The sequence below is a fragment of the Methanothermobacter sp. K4 genome, assembly GCF_022014235.1.
Classification (GTDB): domain Archaea; phylum Methanobacteriota; class Methanobacteria; order Methanobacteriales; family Methanothermobacteraceae; genus Methanothermobacter.
The window spans coordinates 578,234-595,666 of the sequence record NZ_JAKLTD010000001.1; the positions used below are offsets into that span (position 1 = coordinate 578,234).

18 protein-coding genes are annotated in these 17,433 nt (G+C 48.5%); 3 read left to right on the forward strand and 15 right to left on the reverse strand.

Features of this window, described 5'->3' with window-relative positions; translation table 11 throughout:
• Nucleotides 1–77: 77 nt before the first annotated feature.
• The 5 genes from L5462_RS03160 to L5462_RS03180 all read right to left on the reverse strand — a co-directional run bounded on the left by L5462_RS03160 (nucleotide 78) and on the right by L5462_RS03180 (nucleotide 4,200).
• A complete protein-coding gene (locus L5462_RS03160) occupies nucleotides 78–1,175 on the reverse strand; it encodes an inositol-3-phosphate synthase (RefSeq protein ID WP_237779353.1) in 1,098 nt (365 codons plus the stop codon).
• A 121-nt stretch (nucleotides 1,176–1,296) separates the two neighbouring features.
• Entirely contained in the window at nucleotides 1,297–2,154 is an 858-nt protein-coding gene (locus tag L5462_RS03165) for a hypothetical protein (RefSeq protein WP_237779354.1), read from the reverse strand.
• A gap of 36 nt (nucleotides 2,155–2,190) precedes the next feature.
• Nucleotides 2,191–2,970 (reverse strand): MBL fold metallo-hydrolase, encoded by a 780-nt coding sequence (locus L5462_RS03170; protein WP_237779355.1) that lies wholly within the window; start codon nucleotides 2,968–2,970, stop codon nucleotides 2,191–2,193.
• Nucleotides 2,942–3,544 carry a thymidylate kinase gene (locus L5462_RS03175; RefSeq protein ID WP_237779356.1) on the reverse strand — a complete coding sequence of 201 codons (603 nt, stop codon included), beginning with the start codon at nucleotides 3,542–3,544 and terminating at the stop codon, nucleotides 2,942–2,944. Before L5462_RS03175 ends, L5462_RS03170 begins: the two co-directional genes overlap by 29 nt.
• Nucleotides 3,541–4,200, reverse strand: coding sequence for a diacylglycerol/polyprenol kinase family protein (locus L5462_RS03180; RefSeq protein WP_237779357.1), 660 nt, complete (start codon nucleotides 4,198–4,200; stop codon nucleotides 3,541–3,543). The genes L5462_RS03175 and L5462_RS03180 overlap by 4 nt, the downstream gene beginning before the upstream one ends.
• A gap of 115 nt (nucleotides 4,201–4,315) precedes the next feature.
• Between L5462_RS03180 and L5462_RS03185 the strand changes: the two genes are divergently transcribed.
• Entirely contained in the window at nucleotides 4,316–5,164 is an 849-nt protein-coding gene (locus L5462_RS03185) for a UbiA family prenyltransferase (protein WP_237779358.1), read from the forward strand.
• Between the two features lie 214 nt (nucleotides 5,165–5,378).
• Here the strand turns inward: L5462_RS03185 and L5462_RS03190 are convergent, their stop codons facing one another.
• The 7 genes from L5462_RS03190 to L5462_RS03220 form a co-directional block, all read right to left on the reverse strand.
• Complete coding sequence (locus tag L5462_RS03190; RefSeq protein WP_237779359.1) at nucleotides 5,379–5,855, reverse strand: pyridoxamine 5'-phosphate oxidase family protein; 477 nt, start codon at nucleotides 5,853–5,855, stop codon at nucleotides 5,379–5,381.
• Between the two features lie 2 nt (nucleotides 5,856–5,857).
• Nucleotides 5,858–7,204 carry a rhodanese-like domain-containing protein gene (locus tag L5462_RS03195; RefSeq protein WP_237779360.1) on the reverse strand — a complete coding sequence of 449 codons (1,347 nt, stop codon included), beginning with the start codon at nucleotides 7,202–7,204 and terminating at the stop codon, nucleotides 5,858–5,860.
• A 152-nt stretch (nucleotides 7,205–7,356) separates the two neighbouring features.
• The gene (locus tag L5462_RS03200) at nucleotides 7,357–7,710 is read right to left on the reverse strand and encodes a hypothetical protein (RefSeq protein WP_237779361.1); all 354 of its coding nucleotides are present in this window, start codon (nucleotides 7,708–7,710) and stop codon (nucleotides 7,357–7,359) included.
• A 28-nt stretch (nucleotides 7,711–7,738) separates the two neighbouring features.
• Entirely contained in the window at nucleotides 7,739–9,712 is a 1,974-nt protein-coding gene (locus tag L5462_RS03205; RefSeq protein ID WP_237779362.1) for an MEDS domain-containing protein, read from the reverse strand.
• Between the two features lie 11 nt (nucleotides 9,713–9,723).
• The gene (locus tag L5462_RS03210; protein ID WP_237779363.1) at nucleotides 9,724–10,002 is read right to left on the reverse strand and encodes a circadian clock KaiB family protein; all 279 of its coding nucleotides are present in this window, start codon (nucleotides 10,000–10,002) and stop codon (nucleotides 9,724–9,726) included.
• Entirely contained in the window at nucleotides 9,996–10,910 is a 915-nt protein-coding gene (locus L5462_RS03215) for an ATPase domain-containing protein (protein ID WP_370637007.1), read from the reverse strand. The genes L5462_RS03210 and L5462_RS03215 overlap by 7 nt, the downstream gene beginning before the upstream one ends.
• Nucleotides 10,796–11,404 (reverse strand): ATPase domain-containing protein, encoded by a 609-nt coding sequence (locus L5462_RS03220; RefSeq protein WP_370637001.1) that lies wholly within the window; start codon nucleotides 11,402–11,404, stop codon nucleotides 10,796–10,798. The genes L5462_RS03215 and L5462_RS03220 overlap by 115 nt, the downstream gene beginning before the upstream one ends.
• A gap of 140 nt (nucleotides 11,405–11,544) precedes the next feature.
• On the opposite strand from L5462_RS03220, the gene L5462_RS03225 reads away from it, so the two are divergent.
• Both L5462_RS03225 and L5462_RS03230 read left to right on the forward strand, forming a co-directional pair.
• On the forward strand, nucleotides 11,545–12,483 hold the full coding sequence (locus tag L5462_RS03225) for an ATP-binding cassette domain-containing protein (RefSeq protein WP_237779364.1): 939 nt from the start codon (nucleotides 11,545–11,547) through the stop codon (nucleotides 12,481–12,483).
• Between the two features lie 50 nt (nucleotides 12,484–12,533).
• Nucleotides 12,534–13,298, forward strand: a complete 765-nt coding sequence (locus tag L5462_RS03230) for an ABC transporter permease (protein ID WP_237779503.1) — start codon at nucleotides 12,534–12,536, stop codon at nucleotides 13,296–13,298.
• Here the strand turns inward: L5462_RS03230 and L5462_RS03235 are convergent, their stop codons facing one another.
• The 3 genes from L5462_RS03235 to L5462_RS03240 all read right to left on the reverse strand — a co-directional run bounded on the left by L5462_RS03235 (nucleotide 13,299) and on the right by L5462_RS03240 (nucleotide 17,193).
• Entirely contained in the window at nucleotides 13,299–14,669 is a 1,371-nt protein-coding gene (locus L5462_RS03235) for a hypothetical protein (protein WP_237779365.1), read from the reverse strand.
• Nucleotides 14,670–14,782: 113 nt separating this feature from the next.
• Nucleotides 14,783–14,917 carry a hypothetical protein gene (locus L5462_RS09260; protein WP_255772412.1) on the reverse strand — a complete coding sequence of 45 codons (135 nt, stop codon included), beginning with the start codon at nucleotides 14,915–14,917 and terminating at the stop codon, nucleotides 14,783–14,785.
• 74 nt (nucleotides 14,918–14,991) lie between these two features.
• Nucleotides 14,992–17,193, reverse strand: a complete 2,202-nt coding sequence (locus L5462_RS03240; RefSeq protein WP_237779366.1) for an MrcB family domain-containing protein — start codon at nucleotides 17,191–17,193, stop codon at nucleotides 14,992–14,994.
• Between the last annotated feature and the right edge of the window lie 240 nt (nucleotides 17,194–17,433).

A 17,433-nucleotide genomic window follows, 5' to 3' on the forward strand; every position in this document is an offset into this window, starting at 1 on the left:
AACTCCTTTTTATAAAAATAGTTTGATTGAAGATGGTTTTTTTCTTTTTATCCATCCACAATTAATAATTATGCGGTTTACCTCTCTCTTTTACCCTCAATGAACTCATCCACCATACCGGCGGCCACATCATCGGTGTACTGCACCGGAGGATGCTTCATGGTATAGGCGGATATTGATGTGAGGGGTCCTCCCACTCCACGGTCAATTGCAAGCTTGCAGCACCTTATGGCGTCAATGACGCATCCAGCAGAGTTGGGTGAGTCCTCAACACTCAGCCTAAGCTCAAGGTTCATGGGGACATCCCCGAAGAGTCTACCCTCCATCCTGAGGAAGCAGATCTTATTGTCCTTCTGCCAGGGTATGTAGTCGCTGGGGCCTATGTGGATGTTCTCCTCGTCCAGCCTTTCCTCGCCCAGTATTGATTGAACTGCTTCGGTCTTGGATTCCTTCTTTGAGTCAAGCCTGTCACGGTTAAGCATGTTGAGGAAGTCAGTGTTTCCACCGGTGTTTATCTGATATGTCCGATCAAGCCTGACACCCCTCTTTTTGAAGAGGTTTGCCAGGGTTCTGTGGGTTATGGTGGCCCCGAGCTGGGCCTTTATATCATCACCAACCACAGGTATCCCCCTGTCTTTAAATCTTGCAGCCCACTCAGGGTCACTGGCTATGAAGACAGGCATGTTGTTTATGTAGGCAACCCCTGCCTCAAGGGCGCACTCAGCGTAGAACCTTGCAGCCTCCTCTGATCCCACGGGTAGATAGTTGAGGAGTATCTCAGCCCCGCTTTTCCTGAGGACCTCCACAACATCAGCGGGTTCGTCATCTGCGACAATGAAGGTCTGATCTTCAGGGTAATCCTTCATGTGGGGCGCCACACCATCAAGGACGTGCCCCATGGATACCTCGACACCCATCCTGGGTATATCATCACAGAATACCGTCGTGCAGTTGGGGGCTGCGAATATGGCCTCACTCAGATCCTTACCAACCTTCCTCTTATCCACATCGAAGGCCGCCACAACCTCAATGTCCCCCGGCCTGTAACCTCCTATATCCCAGTGCATGAGTCCTATTGAATCACGGGCATCCTTGTTACGGTAATAGTATATCCCCTGAATCAGGGAGCTGGCACAGTTTCCCACACCGACTATTGCAATTTTTATCTTATCCAATTGAAACACCTTTCAGAGATTTGTGATAATCATAAAACCAAGGCTATAAATTGATCAACTTACTTTTTAAGATTTGCATATTAAACTATTAAATGTTTCGCCCATATTCTGGCGGGAATCATTAATTCAGAATTGAGGCCCTTAGAATAATTAGTATTATCCATGAGGCAAGGAGGATACTTTCCCTGAACTTACTGTATCCTGGAAGCCCCTTATCAAACCTCCAGGTCAGTATAATGATTAAAATCAGTGAAAGGTTAATGAGGTTTCCCATTATATTCAGGGAGTTTCTGAGGTGGGTGGGTATCCACCCTGTAACGATTAAAAGAATTCCTGCCCAGAGCATCCATCTGATGTCCCTGTATTCATACTCTGAAAGGTAACCGCGCCATGAAAGGAGAAGAAGCACAAGGAATGACCCCATCCCCATGGCCATACCCAGAAACTGGAGGATGTTAAGGAATACGGGAACACCGAAAACCTCTGACTTCAGGATGGGGAGAATGAAAATAGCGTTCAGGGCCCCATCCGGGGGGAAGGATTCAGCCTCCCCCACAGCAAGGACGTAACTCCCCCTGTTATTCCGGTTACTCACCCTGAGGTAGTATGTGCCCGCCCCAACGGTCCTGTTGAATTCAGGGCCCTTAAAGTAACTGTCACCACCAAACTCCTCGAAGTAGGGGCTCCAGGAACTCAGGTTACCATCAAGTGTCCCTATAACCCTACCATCCCTTATTATATCCACAGAGACAGCCTCTGCATCAGGGGAGAGCGGAACCAGAATATTAATGTAGAGCCTGAAGGGTCTACTGGAATCAACCCTGAAGTAGACGGGTTCCCCCTCAAGTTTACCATAGAATGCCTGTGACACCTCTGGGTTCTTGACTGTAACCTCATCATCACTCACAAGGCGTGGCTGGTGTGCATGCGCCCCCTGAATGAGTATTAGTATTAGAATAACGAGGATGGCCCGCTTCATACTATTATATCTAGAATTCCTCTTTAATAATATCTCTCATGCGATGATCTCTGTACCGGTCTGGAGTGGATTGACGTTAACTAGACCTTCAGCCAGACCCAGCCGTGCTTCCTCTGAGGTGCAGTGGCCAGTGTAGACGGGGCCTCTAATAAATTCTCCGAGCCGGGATGCAACCCCCTCCGAGGATCCTTCGAGGTGAAAACCACCCACAACAAGATCTAGAGGCCCATGAAAGATATCATAGGCTTTTCTGACAATGTTGAGGATGCCGTTATGGGAACAACCCGTTATGAGGCTCAGATAACTCCCCTCTTCAATGACAAGCGCCAGTTCATCGGAGAAGCTGTCAGGGACAAGTTCACCCTTTGAACATGCAAAGAGTGTTCTGTTACCAGCTGGTTTCTCAAAAAGATCCTCGAAGTCCCGTATTACAGTGAAACCCTGAAAACTCTCAGTTTTGCACAGGAATTTTATCCGGTCGTCATGGATTTCCTCGAGGCCTATGAACCTCCAGTCACCATTAATTGCATAGCGTGGTGTGAATGCCCCCTCCCCCATGAGGACATCTGCAGAGTCATTGATTTCGAGGAAATGTCTGAGCCCACCCCCATGGTCATAGTGGCCGTGTGAGATAATCGCCACATCCACCTCCCTGAGGTCAACGCCCAGTCTTCTGGCATTCTCTGCAAAGAGTCTGCTCTGCCCCATATCAAAGAGTATCCTGATGTCAGACTCGATGTACAGTGAGAGGCCATGCTCCCCCATCAATGGGGCTTTTGCGGTGTCCTCAACAAGGCAGATAATTTTCAGAGGCATCACCATCCAGAAGGTCAAGTATCTCGTCTATCCTTCGCTGCACATCAGCTATGGGGTCCTCTGTATTTATTATGTACCAGCCACTGGCAAGCCTGAGTGCCTTCTCCCTTGTTTTCGTGAGGTCCTCCAGGTTCTCGAACATTTCATGTTCATCCCTCTCCATCAATCTTCTCAGGGACTCCTCAGGGGATACGTCAAGGAAGAACATGTACTCCGTGGTCGGAAGGACCCTTGAGAGCAGGCGGTACAGTATGGATGCCAGGGGCCCTGGGAGGTAGGCCACACCCATGAGGTACCTTGAGAATATCAGGGTGTCAGGGCCTGGATTGGAGCGCCAGTGGTAGAGCCAGAGGGACCTTATGACGTCCAGGGCATAGAAAACCGCGGCCTTGATGTGGTTAACCTTCCCACCCATGAGGAGGGCCTTCTTGGCTCTTCGACCGTAGGGGTTATCCTCCTCAGGGTGGGACCTGAATATTACGCGCTCCCCACGCTCAAGGTACCTCCTTCTTATGAGTTCGGCGTGGGTGTCCTTACCTGCCCCGTCAAGGCCATCAATGACTATGAACCTCAAACAGCCATTCCCCCGAGGATTAGGTAGGCTGCAACTGCCCCGAAGCATGCTGTAAGGTTGTCAAGGCCCCGGGGGGTGAGGGCCTCCAGTACCGTTGATACCAGGGCAATCCCCACTATGACCAGCGGGGCAATATTCTGTGAGTAGTAGATGAGGACGACGGGCAGCGTCACCAGGAGTGTCAGGAACATACCCAGGGAGCCCTCCAGGCTCTTCCTATCCCCCAGTACACTGAAGGTTGTCCTGCCGAACCTCTCACCTATCAGGCTTGCAAGGCCGTCACCATAGGACATGGCGGCTATACCTATACCCGTGACCCAGGGGGCCTTAAAGAACAGGTAGGCCAGCACGGTCCAGGATATGGAGTAGTAGACGAGGCCAAGGCCGTGGCCATAGGAGGAAGCCCGGTGTTTTATCTTCAGTGGGGAGTAGGGGCTTATGAGGAATGTTAGGGGTATGAATGGCGCCGCCGCAAGGAATGTTATAACCAGGCGGCTATCAAAGAGGGGTAATATAAATAGGATGTTACCAACCATTATATGTACAAATTTCCGGCTCAGGTTTGGCCTATCACCGAGGAGCCTCTCAGATACAATCAGTAAAACCGCAACATACAGATATACCATCAGAAGTCCAAGAATGTCACTGCCGCTCATAGGAATTATGGAGTAATTCAAGGTATAAGTGGCTTTTGATTTATCATGATTGATACATGTAAAAGCTGGGAGTAGTTCAAGTCTTTTATATGATAGAGCTGATGGAGGTTTTGGCATGAACCCTTACATTGAAATACTGAGACCCGTAAACGCTGTCATGGCTGTAATAACCGTTATACTCATGGCCCTCATTGCCGGCAGATTTGATGTTGATGTTCTCCTCGCATGCATAGTTGTTTTCACCGCCACAGGCGCAGGTAATGTGATAAATGACTACTTTGACCATGAAATCGACAGAGTTAACAGGCCATCACGTCCCATACCCTCAGGTAGGATCACAAGAGGGGCTGCCGGTACCTATTCTGCCTTACTTTTTGTTTTGGCTTCAGCACTGGGATTCTACCTGGGCCCTCTACCGGGTCTTGTGGCGGCTTCCAGTTCCCTGCTCATGGTATACTATGCCTGGAGCCTCAAGAAGAGGTGCCTTGTTGGCAACATAACCATATCCTTCCTCACAGGGATGAGTTTCGTCTTTGGTGGCATAGTTGTGGGTGAAATCTCTACGTCCATCTACCTTGGAATCTACGCCTTCCTCATGACCATGGCAAGGGAGATCGTCAAGGACATGGAGGACGTGGAGGGGGACCTGGTTGAGGGTGCAACAACACTCCCCATAACACATGGCATGAGGGTTTCAGGGATCCTTGCGGCCGCTTTCATGTTATCCGCAAGCCTCACAAGCCCAAGCCTTTACATTACAGGGATATTCTCAATCCTCTACATCCCTGTCCTTGCTGTTGCAGTGCTTTTCTTCCTGAGGGCCGCCTTCATGATACTCAGAGCACAGGATAGGGAAACAGCATCACGTGTTTCAGGACTCATAAAGGTGGGGATGGCAGTGACTTTCCTGGCATTCGCTGCCGGAAGCGGCACCGTAACAGGCATGGCTGGCATGTTACTTTAGATGTCACAAAAAAGATGCGAATGGGTGAAATTATTCACAAAAAACCTTTAGTGTATGTGAATGGTAGGAAAGGATAGGGTAGGTGAAGGAGTAGATGTTCATCCCCCCAACCTTCATTTAAACTCCTTCAACACCCTAAAACTTTTTCTACATTTAACCCCCCTAACCTGTTCCGGGTGGCCAGCCACCTGGAACCACTTATTCTTATTGAGGCCTACTCACCGCTTTTTATGCCCACAATATCAACCACATCAACCAGTTTCCATACATAGGAACGGTCCATCTCCACAAGGCATGTCAGGGGATCCTCCGGTGAATGACCAAGGGCCTTCAGGATGTTCCTGGATAGACCGTGCTTCTCTATGAGGTCAGCGAACATCCCCTTAACCCTCTTCCTGGTTGAGGGGTCCTTCTCCTCAACTATCTGCCCCTGCAGTGTAACGAAGCGGTAATCTGATAGGTCCTCCTCGTAGTGTTCTATCTCCACTGCGACGTAGGGGTTTTTCTTGAGGAGATCTATTTTCCTGCCGTACCTTGTTGATAGGAAGTAGATGTGTTCCCCATCGAATACATAGAGGAAGGGGGCTATGTATGGATATTCACCGTTGAAGGCTATCCTGCTCATGAAGTTGTCCCTTATGAACTCATCGTACTCCTCCCTGCTCATGAGGGGAATCTTAACTATACCCATACTCACACCTCCACGACGGGGTAACCTGCCCTCAGCCAGGCCCCGATACCCCCAAGTACAGTTGTGGCACTGAAACCATGCCTCTCAAGTATACTGGCGGCTATCGTTGACTTGTAACCTGAGTCGCAGTATATAACCACGTCCTTCTCGGGTATCATGTCAATGTTATCAGGGAGATCCCCCACCCAGATGTGCTCTGAGCCCTCAATGTAGAACCTCTCCCTGTCTGTGATCTTACGCACATCAAGCAGGAAGAGGTCACCCCTGAGTTCTCTGAGCTCATGGACGCTTATGGCACTTATGGCGTTGAACTCGAGTCCAGCCATGTACCAGGAGGGGAATCCCCCTGCAAGGTAACCTGCCATGTTATCATAGCCCAGCCTTATAAGGGACCTTCTCACAGATTCGACGCCACGCCCATCATCCACCACCAGCACAGGGTCGTCGTAGTTGAGGAAGTACCCTGCAAAGGCCGCGAAGCCGTCCTGCCAGATGTTCAGGCTTCCGGGTATGTGGCCAGATGAGAAGCTTGTGGGGTTCCGGACATCAACCACCTGGGCCCCCTCATTCAGGAGTTCCCTGAAGTCAGGGACAGGGAGGGCTTCAAGGTTGGGGTTCTCCACCGGTGCGCCCCTAAGGTTGTTCTCCTCCATTCTCCTGAAGTATGGGGGTGTGTAGAGCCTCTCGGACATCTTGTGCTCAATGAACTCATCCCTTCCCATCTGGAGGTAGGGGTTTGTGAGCCTCTCATACCCCACCGTTGTTGTGTCCATGTCCCTTATATCCGCACCGCAGACCGAACCCGCCCCATGGGCCGGGCAGACCACAACATGGTCCCCCAGGGGCAGTATCTTTTCATGTATACTCTCATGGAGTAAACCAGCGGTTTCAGGGATTTTTTCAGGTCCAAAGAAATCAACACGTCCAGTTTCACCTGCAAATAGCACATCACCCACGAATACCATCAGATAATCATCTGAAACGCTCCGGTCTCTCACAGCCACAGAGATGCTCTCATAGGTGTGGCCAGGTGTCTCCAGGACCTCCAGTTCAAGGTTTCCCAGCCTGAAGGTGTCACCCTCCACAACAGAGGTACCATACCTGAAATCAAGATTCGCCCCGTGGAGTATCTCAGCATCCACATACCGCGCAAGTTCCATGGATCCGATGGTGTAGTCCTCGTTCCTGTGGGTCTCAAATATGTACCTGATGTTCACGCTGTTTTTCTCTGCGAGTTCAAGGTACACATCCACATCCCTTCTTGGATCCACAACAGCAGCCTCACCACCGGATGCAAGAAAATAGGAATTATGGGATATCCCCTCAGACTTTATTATCTCAAATATCATGCACCTCACCGGATAATAATATGTAAACCGGCTTATTTATCATTTTCCAGAGGAGGGGAATACTTCGGAGAAAGGCCCTTGGGAAGTTTAAGCTGGTTTCTGGCGGGTCAGCTCTTCACTCCAGGCCATTAGGGCATGTTCTGGTCCACAGATCACTCCCGCCATGAAAGGTACGCCCATGATAGGATCATCGTGATAACCATAACCGATGCAGTAAGGCCGAGTATCTCAGCAGCACCGAAGATTCTTCCAGCGTAATTAATGGAGAAGGCAAAAAAACAGATGAAAACAAGGCTCACATACCACCCGTATGCCGCCCCCATCACAGCAGGCCCATCTTTAACTGATCTCTGTGGCATGAAGCCAGCTGCCACAAGAAGTCCGCCGACAAGGAACAGTATTGCAGAGACATCGTGGGTCCCGTCCACCACACTGACGGCCGCCAGGATGATCACTGCGAGTCCAGAGACCATGGTTGCAGTGTAAGTATCAACTTCCATCTTCAAATCGGAGCCCCCTTAACATTCAGTTCTTCTAAAGAGGGAAAACAAGGCTCACCAGCACGCCGTCATCACCGCTGATTCTGAGTTCACCATCAAGCTGTGCTGCAAGGTTTCTCATAAGGTCCATGCCAAGGCTACCGCCTGTATCCGTATCAAAGTTGGCTGGAAGACCGGGTCCGTTATCCTCAACCTCCACATGGACCATGCCCTCCCTCAAAAAGAGGCGTATGATGAGGTCGCCCTCTGATTTGAACGCATGCTTCATGGCGTTTGTGACAGCCTCGTTGACTATTAAACCTGCAGGTATGGCCCTGTTTATGTCGAGGTGCACTTTATCTATATCATAGGTTACTGAGATCCTCTTTTCAGGATAATTTGATCTGATCTCAGATACAAGGTCAACTATGTAATCAGAGAATGGAAGGTCAGCCAGGTTCTCTGACTGGTATAGCTTCTCATGTATCATGGCCATGGACTTGACGCGGTTAACACTATCCATGAATACATCAGCCACCATTTCATCATCAATACGATATCTCTGGAGGTTCAGAAGGCTGGATATTATCTGGAGATTATTCTTAACCCTGTGATGTATCTCCCTGAGCATCACCTCCTTCTCCCTCAGCGAATCCCTCAGGGACCTCTCATATTCACGGAGGCGTGTGATATCATGCAGCCTTATAAGCATCGCGTCTTCACTTTCCCATTTAATCTCCGTGACGCTCATCTCCGCTGTTTTCACAGAACCCTCAGGGGACACGATCTTTATCTCCTGAACATCCCCTTTCAGGGGGACTCCAATGGTTTCACCAATCGAGTTCAGGGAGAGGTAGTCCTCTGCAGCGGGATTGAAGTAGAGTATCACCCCCTCAGAGTCAACTATTATGATGGGGTCGGGGCTGCCCTCAACAACACCCATGAAGTTATTCCTTGAGCTTTCAAGTTCCATCTCATACATCCTCTTGGGTGTCACATCCACCGCATACCCACCAACACCCACGCCCCCATCAGGAAGTTCAATGGAAAACTTGGTGACCTCATAGATTCTACCACCAAGAACATCTTCTGAGTGGTATAAACCATTTTCAATGGCCTTCATGTCTGATTCATGGCACTTCCTGGCTGAATCAGCATCCATTATATCATGATCGCGTTTTCCGATGACATCATCCCTCTCCATACCAATGGATTCGCAGAAACTCTGGTTGACAATTATATACCTCAGTTCAGAGTCCTTGAGGAACACTATGCTGGGACTATTGTCTATGAAACTTTCACCGATGTACTCGAGGTTTTCGATGGTCCTGATTAGTTCGCTTTCACGTTCAATGTTCCTCAACCAATTTTCAACTTCAAGGTCCTCGCTAACATCAACGGGAGCATTTTCATGTTCAAGGTGGTAGGGGTTCCACTGAACCCTGGATTTCCACACAATGAACGGGTGGGTCAGGAGCACACCCTTCAGGGTCTCTGCCCTGAAGCACGGCCTGTGGTACTGGCACAGGGCTATGCATTCATTTTCACTGAAGAAATCTTTCAGAAGGGCCTCATATTCCATGATACGTTCACTTCCCTCCACGTCCCTCAGAATCCAGGTAGCCTCACCGGTGACACGGAGACCATGGAAACCATCAGCAATGGCCCTCTGAACCTCTGATTCAAGCAAACTTATCATTTCTTCAGGTTCAAAAACGCCTGATGGAGCGTAGACACTCCTATCCTTTATGATAAGCTGTCCACTGGCCTCCAGTGAGGGGGTATCCGGTATTGAATTCATCAGGACCCTTCTCACATCATCGGTGCTGTGTTCGTCACTTATGTAGATGCACCTCTCACCAGCCTTAACTCCGTGCATGATGAATGGAATGACCGCATCAAGCCATTCCTCTTCATCCTCATAGATGAGGCAGAGATGATCCCCCCTCTTCATATCCCCCATCATGGAATTCAGGTCGGGAAGTTTAAGCCTTGAAAGCCATCTGGCCCTGTATTCATCAAGATTCAAGTGAACACATCCTACTTCAGGTTTTCACTTAAATGGGGGTAGCCAAGGAATTCCATCAGCGCATTTCTGTCTGAAAGGTCACCGATGACCCTCCTCACAGGTCCGGGTTTCAGTCTCTCAAGGGTGGGGATGGCTATAACACCATTTTCACGTGCAAGGCTTGGCTTTTCACCGACATCTATAACCTCCACCACCGCCTCATCACCAACAAGAGACCGGATGTTCATGAGGGCAGCATCAGATAGCTGGTTGTCACCTAACACATAGAGCCTCAGGTGAAGTTTCACCATGATCCCCCCTTAAGGAGAATACCCCTTTCAGTGAATCTCAGCTCTGCGATGCTACTTGAATGGTTCATCCCCCTGCTCTTGAGTATACGGAGGAGCCTCTTGTAGTCACCGTTGGTCCTCACATGCTCCAGGACAATCCATGTATCGATCAGTGAGGAGATCTCAAGTTCAGTCTTGGTTGCGGTGGCAGGTGACCTTATGAGGTATGTGAAGAGTGAGGTCACACCCCGTGACTTCAGGAAATCCGTGAACCTTATGAAGAGGTTCTTTGCATTGCTGGCCCTGTGGGAGGGGCCACCTGCAGCTGCAAGGCCAGTCACAGGGTCCACAAGTACAGTATCCGGTTTGAAGTCCAGTACAAGGTCCTGCATCTCGGTCAGGTGGGATTCAAGTCCCAGGGATGTGGGCCTATCAGCGTGTATCATGAGGCCCTCACCAATATAGTCCTTGAGGTGGATACCCACAGATTCCATGTTCCTGATGACCTGATCTGAGGGTTCCTCATTGGCAAAGTAGAGGCAGCGTTCACCACGACGGCATGCCTCATATGCAAACTTTGAAAGCAGGGTGGTCTTACCTGCCCCCGTGGTACCGGATATCAGCACACTTGAACCCCTATATATACCCCCACCCAGCATATCGTCAAGGTCAGGTATGCCTGTTGATATGACTTCCCGGCTGACACTGTAATCAAGTTTGAGGGATGTTATAGGGAAGATGGAGATTCCCCTCTCATTGATGAGGAAGGGGTACCTGTTGAGGCCGTGAACTGAACCACGGTACTTGACTATTCTCATGTGCCTTGTTCCAATCTCCCCATCGAAGGTGTGGGTGAGGTGTATGACACAGTCAGAGATGTAATCCTCGAGTCCATGGGTCGGTTTGCCCCCGAGTCCCCGGCGGTGAATACGCTTGTAACCCCCATCCCCTTCAGCCAGGATATGAGATGGCGTAGTTCCATGTGGATGGGCCCCATATCTGATGCACCATCAAAGAGACTGTCAACCTTATCAAGGACAACCCTCCTGGCACCGATGGTTTTAACAGCATCCTCAATCCTTATCTTAAGGGCATCCAGGCTGTAAGACCCTATACTGGGGTCAAGTGCCCCTGAAACATCCTCAATAAAGATTTTTCCATCTTTCATCAGTTTTTCAAGGAGCCTCTCATCTGACTGAAAGTTCTCAACTATATTATCCGCCGGTTCATCAAAGCTCACAAGGACACCTGGCTCGCCATAATAGAATGCCCCGTTCAGAAGGAACTCAACTGCAATGAATGTCTTACCGGTACCAGGGCCCCCGTAGATGAGGGTGTTCCGCCCCTCGGGGAAACCACCCCCTGTTACCATGTCAAGACCCTTTATGCCGGTAGGTGACTTTTCAATGGACCTGAACCTCAATCAACCACCCCACACCTGAGGAATGTTCTCTGAAACCATGATGGAATCTCAACACCAGATTTCCATTTAATATTATATTAATCACGGAAGGCATAAAATACTTGTGATAATCAGAACATGGATCAGCTGAAGGGGTTTCTATGGGTAACATAATCGAGACAGAGGGTATAAGCAAGAGATATGATGATTTCCTGGCGGTCAATTCCGTTGATCTGGAGGTCCCTGAAAACTCCATTTACGGGGTCCTGGGACCCAACGGTGCAGGTAAAACCACACTGATATCAATGCTCTGCACCATACTCCACCCAACATCAGGTAGGGGCATGGTAAACGGCTACGACATTGTGAGGGAGGCAAGGAAGGTGAGGGAGTCCATAGGCATAGTCTTCCAGTCAAGGGCCCTGGACGACATACTCACAGGAAGGGAGCACCTTGAAATGCACGCCGCCCTCTATGGGGTCCCCAGGGATATAAGGGAGAGGAGGATAGATGAGGTCCTTGAACTCATAGCCCTGGGTGATAAGGCCGATGAGTATGTTAAGACATACTCTGGTGGTATGAAGAGGCGCCTCGAGATAGGCCGCGGCCTGATACACCACTCCAGGGTCCTCTTCCTTGACGAGCCAACCCTTGGTCTCGACCCCCAGACAAGGGAGAGCATCTGGAGGTACATAGAGAGGCTCAACAGGGAGGAGGATGTTACGGTGCTCCTGACCACCCACTACATGGAGGAGGCAGATAAACTCTGCGATGAGGTGGCCATAATGAGCCGTGGGGAGATAATAAAGGCTGACAGCCCCTCAAACCTCAAGAGGGAACTTGGGGCAGACACCATAACGGTCAGGGTTGACAGGGCGGAGGAATTCCATGAAATCCTGGCTAAACAGGAATACGTTAAGAAGACCTACCTGGTGGATGACGAGGTCAAGGTGCTGGTTGAGAGGGGCGAAAACCTGGTTCCCGAGATCGTTAACCTTGCAGCGAGGACTGGATTCTACGTGAGGTCAGTGGAACTGGAACACCCCACCCTTGAGGACGTGTTCATAAGGTACACCGGTAGGGGTATAAGTGAGGCATGATATGGTAGAAATGGAGGGTGTATACCGGGGTATAGGTGAGGTTTGATACCATGGCGGAACTTGAGGGCATATACACAATATGGCTGCGTGAGATGAAGAGGTTCTTCCGTTACCGTTCAAGGATAGTCACATCGGTCGTAACCCCCCTCCTCTGGCTCATAATATTCGGTACAGGCCTGGGGGCTGCTGTGAGGTTCGGTGGAGTGGCTGGGGGCTACAGGGCCTTCATCTATCCGGATATAATAGGTCAGACAATACTCTTCACAAGCATATTCTCGGGGGTCTCTGTGATCATAGACCGGCAGTACGGGTTCCTGAAGGAGATACTGGTAGCGCCCATATCAAGGCCCTCCATAGTGATCGGAAAGGCTTTGGGGATAAGCACTGCTTCGATGATACAGGCGGCCATCCTGCTTGTCCTATCCTTCATAGTGGGAGTTACAATGTCCCCCATCTGCTTCGCTGTTAGCATGGTTATAGCATTGATAATATCCATGGGCCTTGGTGGTCTCGGACTCATGATAGCGGCCTTCACAGACAGCATGGAGGGGTTCAACCTCATAATGAGCTTCATAGTGCTACCAATATTCCTTCTTAGCGGGGCCCTCTTCCCAATAACAGGACTCCCAGCCTGGCTTCAGGGCGCAGTTTATATAAACCCCCTCACCTATGCAGTAGACGCCCTCAGGTTCACAATACTGAGAGATTCGGTGCTCCCACTTGAGGTTAACGTTGCAGTGATATCGGTTTTTGCAGTTATAGCCGTCCTTGCAGCGGCCTTCCTCTTCAACAGGAAGGAGCAGAGTTTAATGTGATTACCTAAACAACCCAAATTCCCTGTTTGATGTGTTAAGCGGAAAAACATGGATATGGCTGCCACTCTGCGAGGAGGGAACGGTAACTGGGCTCACCATTCCAGGGTATACCAGGAGCCCCTCAAGATCCCATCCTCTGAACAGGGGGGATTTCCTGAGATCCTCCACATAACTGAGAACCTTATAGACTGATTCAAGACGCGGAAGTCCGGTATCTGTAACTGAAAATTTAACATCCCCCACCAGAGCCCTCTTATGACCTTCAGATTCATAAAGAACGGTTATATCAGGTTTTATAACACTTCCACCTCCTCCAAAGGCCTGCAGGAGGTCACCATAGTATGTTGAGTGTTCAATTGCATTTAGCTTCACTTCCCATATTATCATGGCACTTTCATTGCCCCTTTCCATCCTGATGGACATTTTAGAGGATGGAATACGCGGAAGACTTTTTTCAACGGATTTAATATGAAATCCCATCTGGCGGAATTTATCCCATATTCTTGAGATTGCCCAGGTTTCATATACACTGTAAAATTCCTGAAGGGGCATCTCCACCCCATCCCCCTGCAGAGGGTGGATGAGGTTGAGGTAAATAACAGTGTCCCTTATAATCCGGAAGATACTGTAAATTTCATTGTAAAGCCTGTTTCCCTGTGATATTAGTCGCTCGATCACCCGTGATTCCTCAAGAATATCGATGGTGAAAAAGGCCCAGAGATGGTACCTGTCCATGATTCCAGCCGCTGATCTAAAGAGAGTCTGGCATAATTCAGACCTTTCACCATCAACCATTCCACCCACAAGTTCAGCTGCACACATAAGGTAATATGCTGTCTGGGATATCATCCTGTTGAGTATGGTTTCATGGTCATGCCAGCTTTTAATATAGATCCTGTAGGGTGATAGATTCATTGATGAGCCAGTGTAGAGGCGTGAACCATGGTAATCTCTCCTGGAATGCATTTCCCTGTGGATGGGACCTGTCTGGAATAGTTTTTCAAGAGCAATCCTAAACCTGGAGACAGACTGTTCAAGAAGGTTTATAATGAAAGAGGGGCTGGGTGGAAAATCTTTCTGTAGCTGGTGTGAGAACGTTTCGGTTAACCTGAAGTTTTCATTTAATAGGGGGATGATGTGGCCGATGAGGAGGTTTATATCCTCAACTACGGTCTCTTTTATGTATTTGTAGACTTTCTGTGGATTTCCTTCCCCACCTGAGATCTTCCATGGCACGACCCGTATTTTATCCGTGACTTCATCACACCTTTTCACAACCAGATCCCCGAATTTATCAGTAAATTCAAGTGAAATGGACTTAGGGGACCCCAGATACAATCTTGCAGCCCTTCTTACCAGCAGATCCCTCAAACTCGTGCCGTTCACGAAAATATTATTAAGATCATAATCTGTGCTGAAAGAGAAGATGCCTTCACCTGAAAGTTCCCTATCCCAGTGGTAACTCCATTGTTCAGGCATTGGGATCACTGAAGCTGAATGTTCATGGCCCTGAGTTTTTCAATGGAAGCTGAAAGCCCATGGGTCTCGAGCACATCCATGACGTCAGGGTATCTCATATCATTTTCAAAGAAGGGGATAATTTTTGCTGCAACGGCCATATCAATGGCATTCTCAGAACGGTAGTATCTGCTGTACTCTATGGTTTCCTTCAGAATTCCGATACCCAGAGGTTTTATATTTTGATTTTACTGAAGATTTCAAGTATCTCCATAAGAACATGTTTATCATATTCACAGAGGCTCATGAATCTCTCCGGCGAACCTGATATACTCTCGATTATGCGGGGAGTCGTTGTTATGTCAATGAATGTGAACCTTCTCTTCAGGGCATCTCCAAGTTTAAAGAGGAAAATCTTATCATAGACGTTCAGTGTTCCCACCACCCTGAATCGGGAAAGGGCCTTCCTCAGGTATTCTATGGGGGGAGATTCGCCTATTTCATTTAGGAGGATGTCCCTGATTTTGGGGGCATCCTGGACCCTGTGAATTCTCTCAAGGTAGGTGAAGAATATGCCCAGGGCAGTGTCTATCTGTGTCCTGTTAAGTTCATCAAGTATTAGCACACCCCCTGAGAGGAGAGCATCCAGAAGGAACCTTTTTTCCTTAAAATAGACCAATTCACCATTTTCACCGGTCTGCGGCACAATACGGCAGACAAGGTCATAGTAATCGGTGCCTGAATGTACAGTGTACAGAACATAGGAGCTGTTCCCGAGGTATTCCGTGCTCAGAATCTTCGCAAGGACGGTTTTTCCCGACCCTGGGGGTCCACTGAAGATAACATTACGGCCCGCTTCAAGTTCAGCAAGGGCGATCCTCAACTCCTCACCGTAGAGCTCTTTCATGAAACTGAGAAAACTGTTCTCTATCATTTTATCATAGATTTCAAGGGCTAAGCTGAGGTCCATTTCGAGTTTATCCCCGGCTGGCAGGTTATCTGCATTATATTCGGTTGCACAGATAATAGCATCTTCGTATAATCTGGCAGCGGAAGAGGAGCCCAGTTTCACATCGGGAGCTTCACTTATACCATTTCCCTTTCTTAACTCCTCAGATCTGCATCTGAGGTACCTGGGGTAATCCCTCTCTTTTCTATCTCTTCTAACGCCCTGTGTTACTGTAAGATAAATAGCGTCTTGTGTGAAAATGTAGGAGACAAATAATCCATCATTAAGCCCAGACGAGGCACTGTGATTCATTATGCCCACCATGTCGCAGGGAAAGCCATCGTCCACGGAGGCTGTTGATATCAGGTACTCATAATGCGTAAGTTCCCTGAGAACTGCGGGCAGTTCCTCATGAAGAAGGCGTTCTGTCCTTTCATCAGTATCAGATTCGACCCTGTAGAGTTGTATCAGCTCTCCAAGGATTCCCCTGAGGTTCCTGCGCCTTTTTTCAAGGTAATCAAAGATTGGCCTGTATTCTTCTGACCTCCCAATGTAAGCCTCCTTTAAAGACTTCCACTTTGGTTTATCAATTGATGAAACAGTTCTGATATCAAATAAAGGCTCTGGAAGGTCTATAGGGTCTGTGATAACCCATTCCACCTTCCTCAGGTGGTTTAAAATTCCATATTCATGGAGGCCTGATCTGGGGGATTCATAGGGGGGTATATAATCTCCCCTTACAATTCCTATTCCCAGAACACCACTGGCACCATTACTGGCCACAATAATGTCCCCCGGCTTCATCACATGCACGAAATTATATGCCATTCTTGTAACAGTACCCACGGTTGGTCTTCCCAGACACTCCTTGAATTTTTTTCTCAGGGACTCAAAGGTTTTATATCTGGCATAGGACTTCTCCTGGAATTCTTCACAGCCAAAATTCCCTATACCGATGTATCCATTCCTTTTAAGCACTGGCCATAACTTTTCCCTGAGGTCCGAGGTGCCCGGCGATACCTTCCATATGTTTCTGTCCCCTCCCAATCTTTTTATATCTCCTTTTAGTTGAGGATTCTTTCCTGTAATGAGGTCTTTGATCGCTTCAAACTGTTTTTTTGAAAGTTTAAAGTGGGATCGCCTCATATTGATTTTGACTCCGACCCATTCACTTAGAACGGCCTTTTTCTTCATTTCAGATATTTTCACAGGATTCGGAATTTCCACAATCTTTTTGAGTTTTACCGCGGGGTTACCCCACCTCTCCCTGATACCCGGATCCTCGTATGGGTCTGTAGTCGCCCTCATAATGAATTCAATGCCGCTTCGGGGTGCAGCCATGTAGAAAAAAATCAGATCACCCTTTCTGACACTCTCATCACTGCTCCACACCACTTCATCATTTTCTTTAACCTCAGAGTAATTTTCGATTCTGGATGTGAATACCCAGTAGCCGGGCTCTTCTGGATGATCATTGAATGAAGTCATCTAACACCTCCCCCTATATATATCCTTTGATTCAGTAGATATATACCTCTTAAGCCAGTTACCAGGAGCTGATCATTAATCTGTTCAGTGCCTCTGTTAGTCCTTAATGCCATCCATGGAAATTATTACCAAAACAAAAATGGATAAATTTATATACTATAATGTAAACATTACACATTGACATCACAGGGGGTATTGAATTAAGGATCAAAATAGAGTTAAAATCAGATAAAAGGCCAT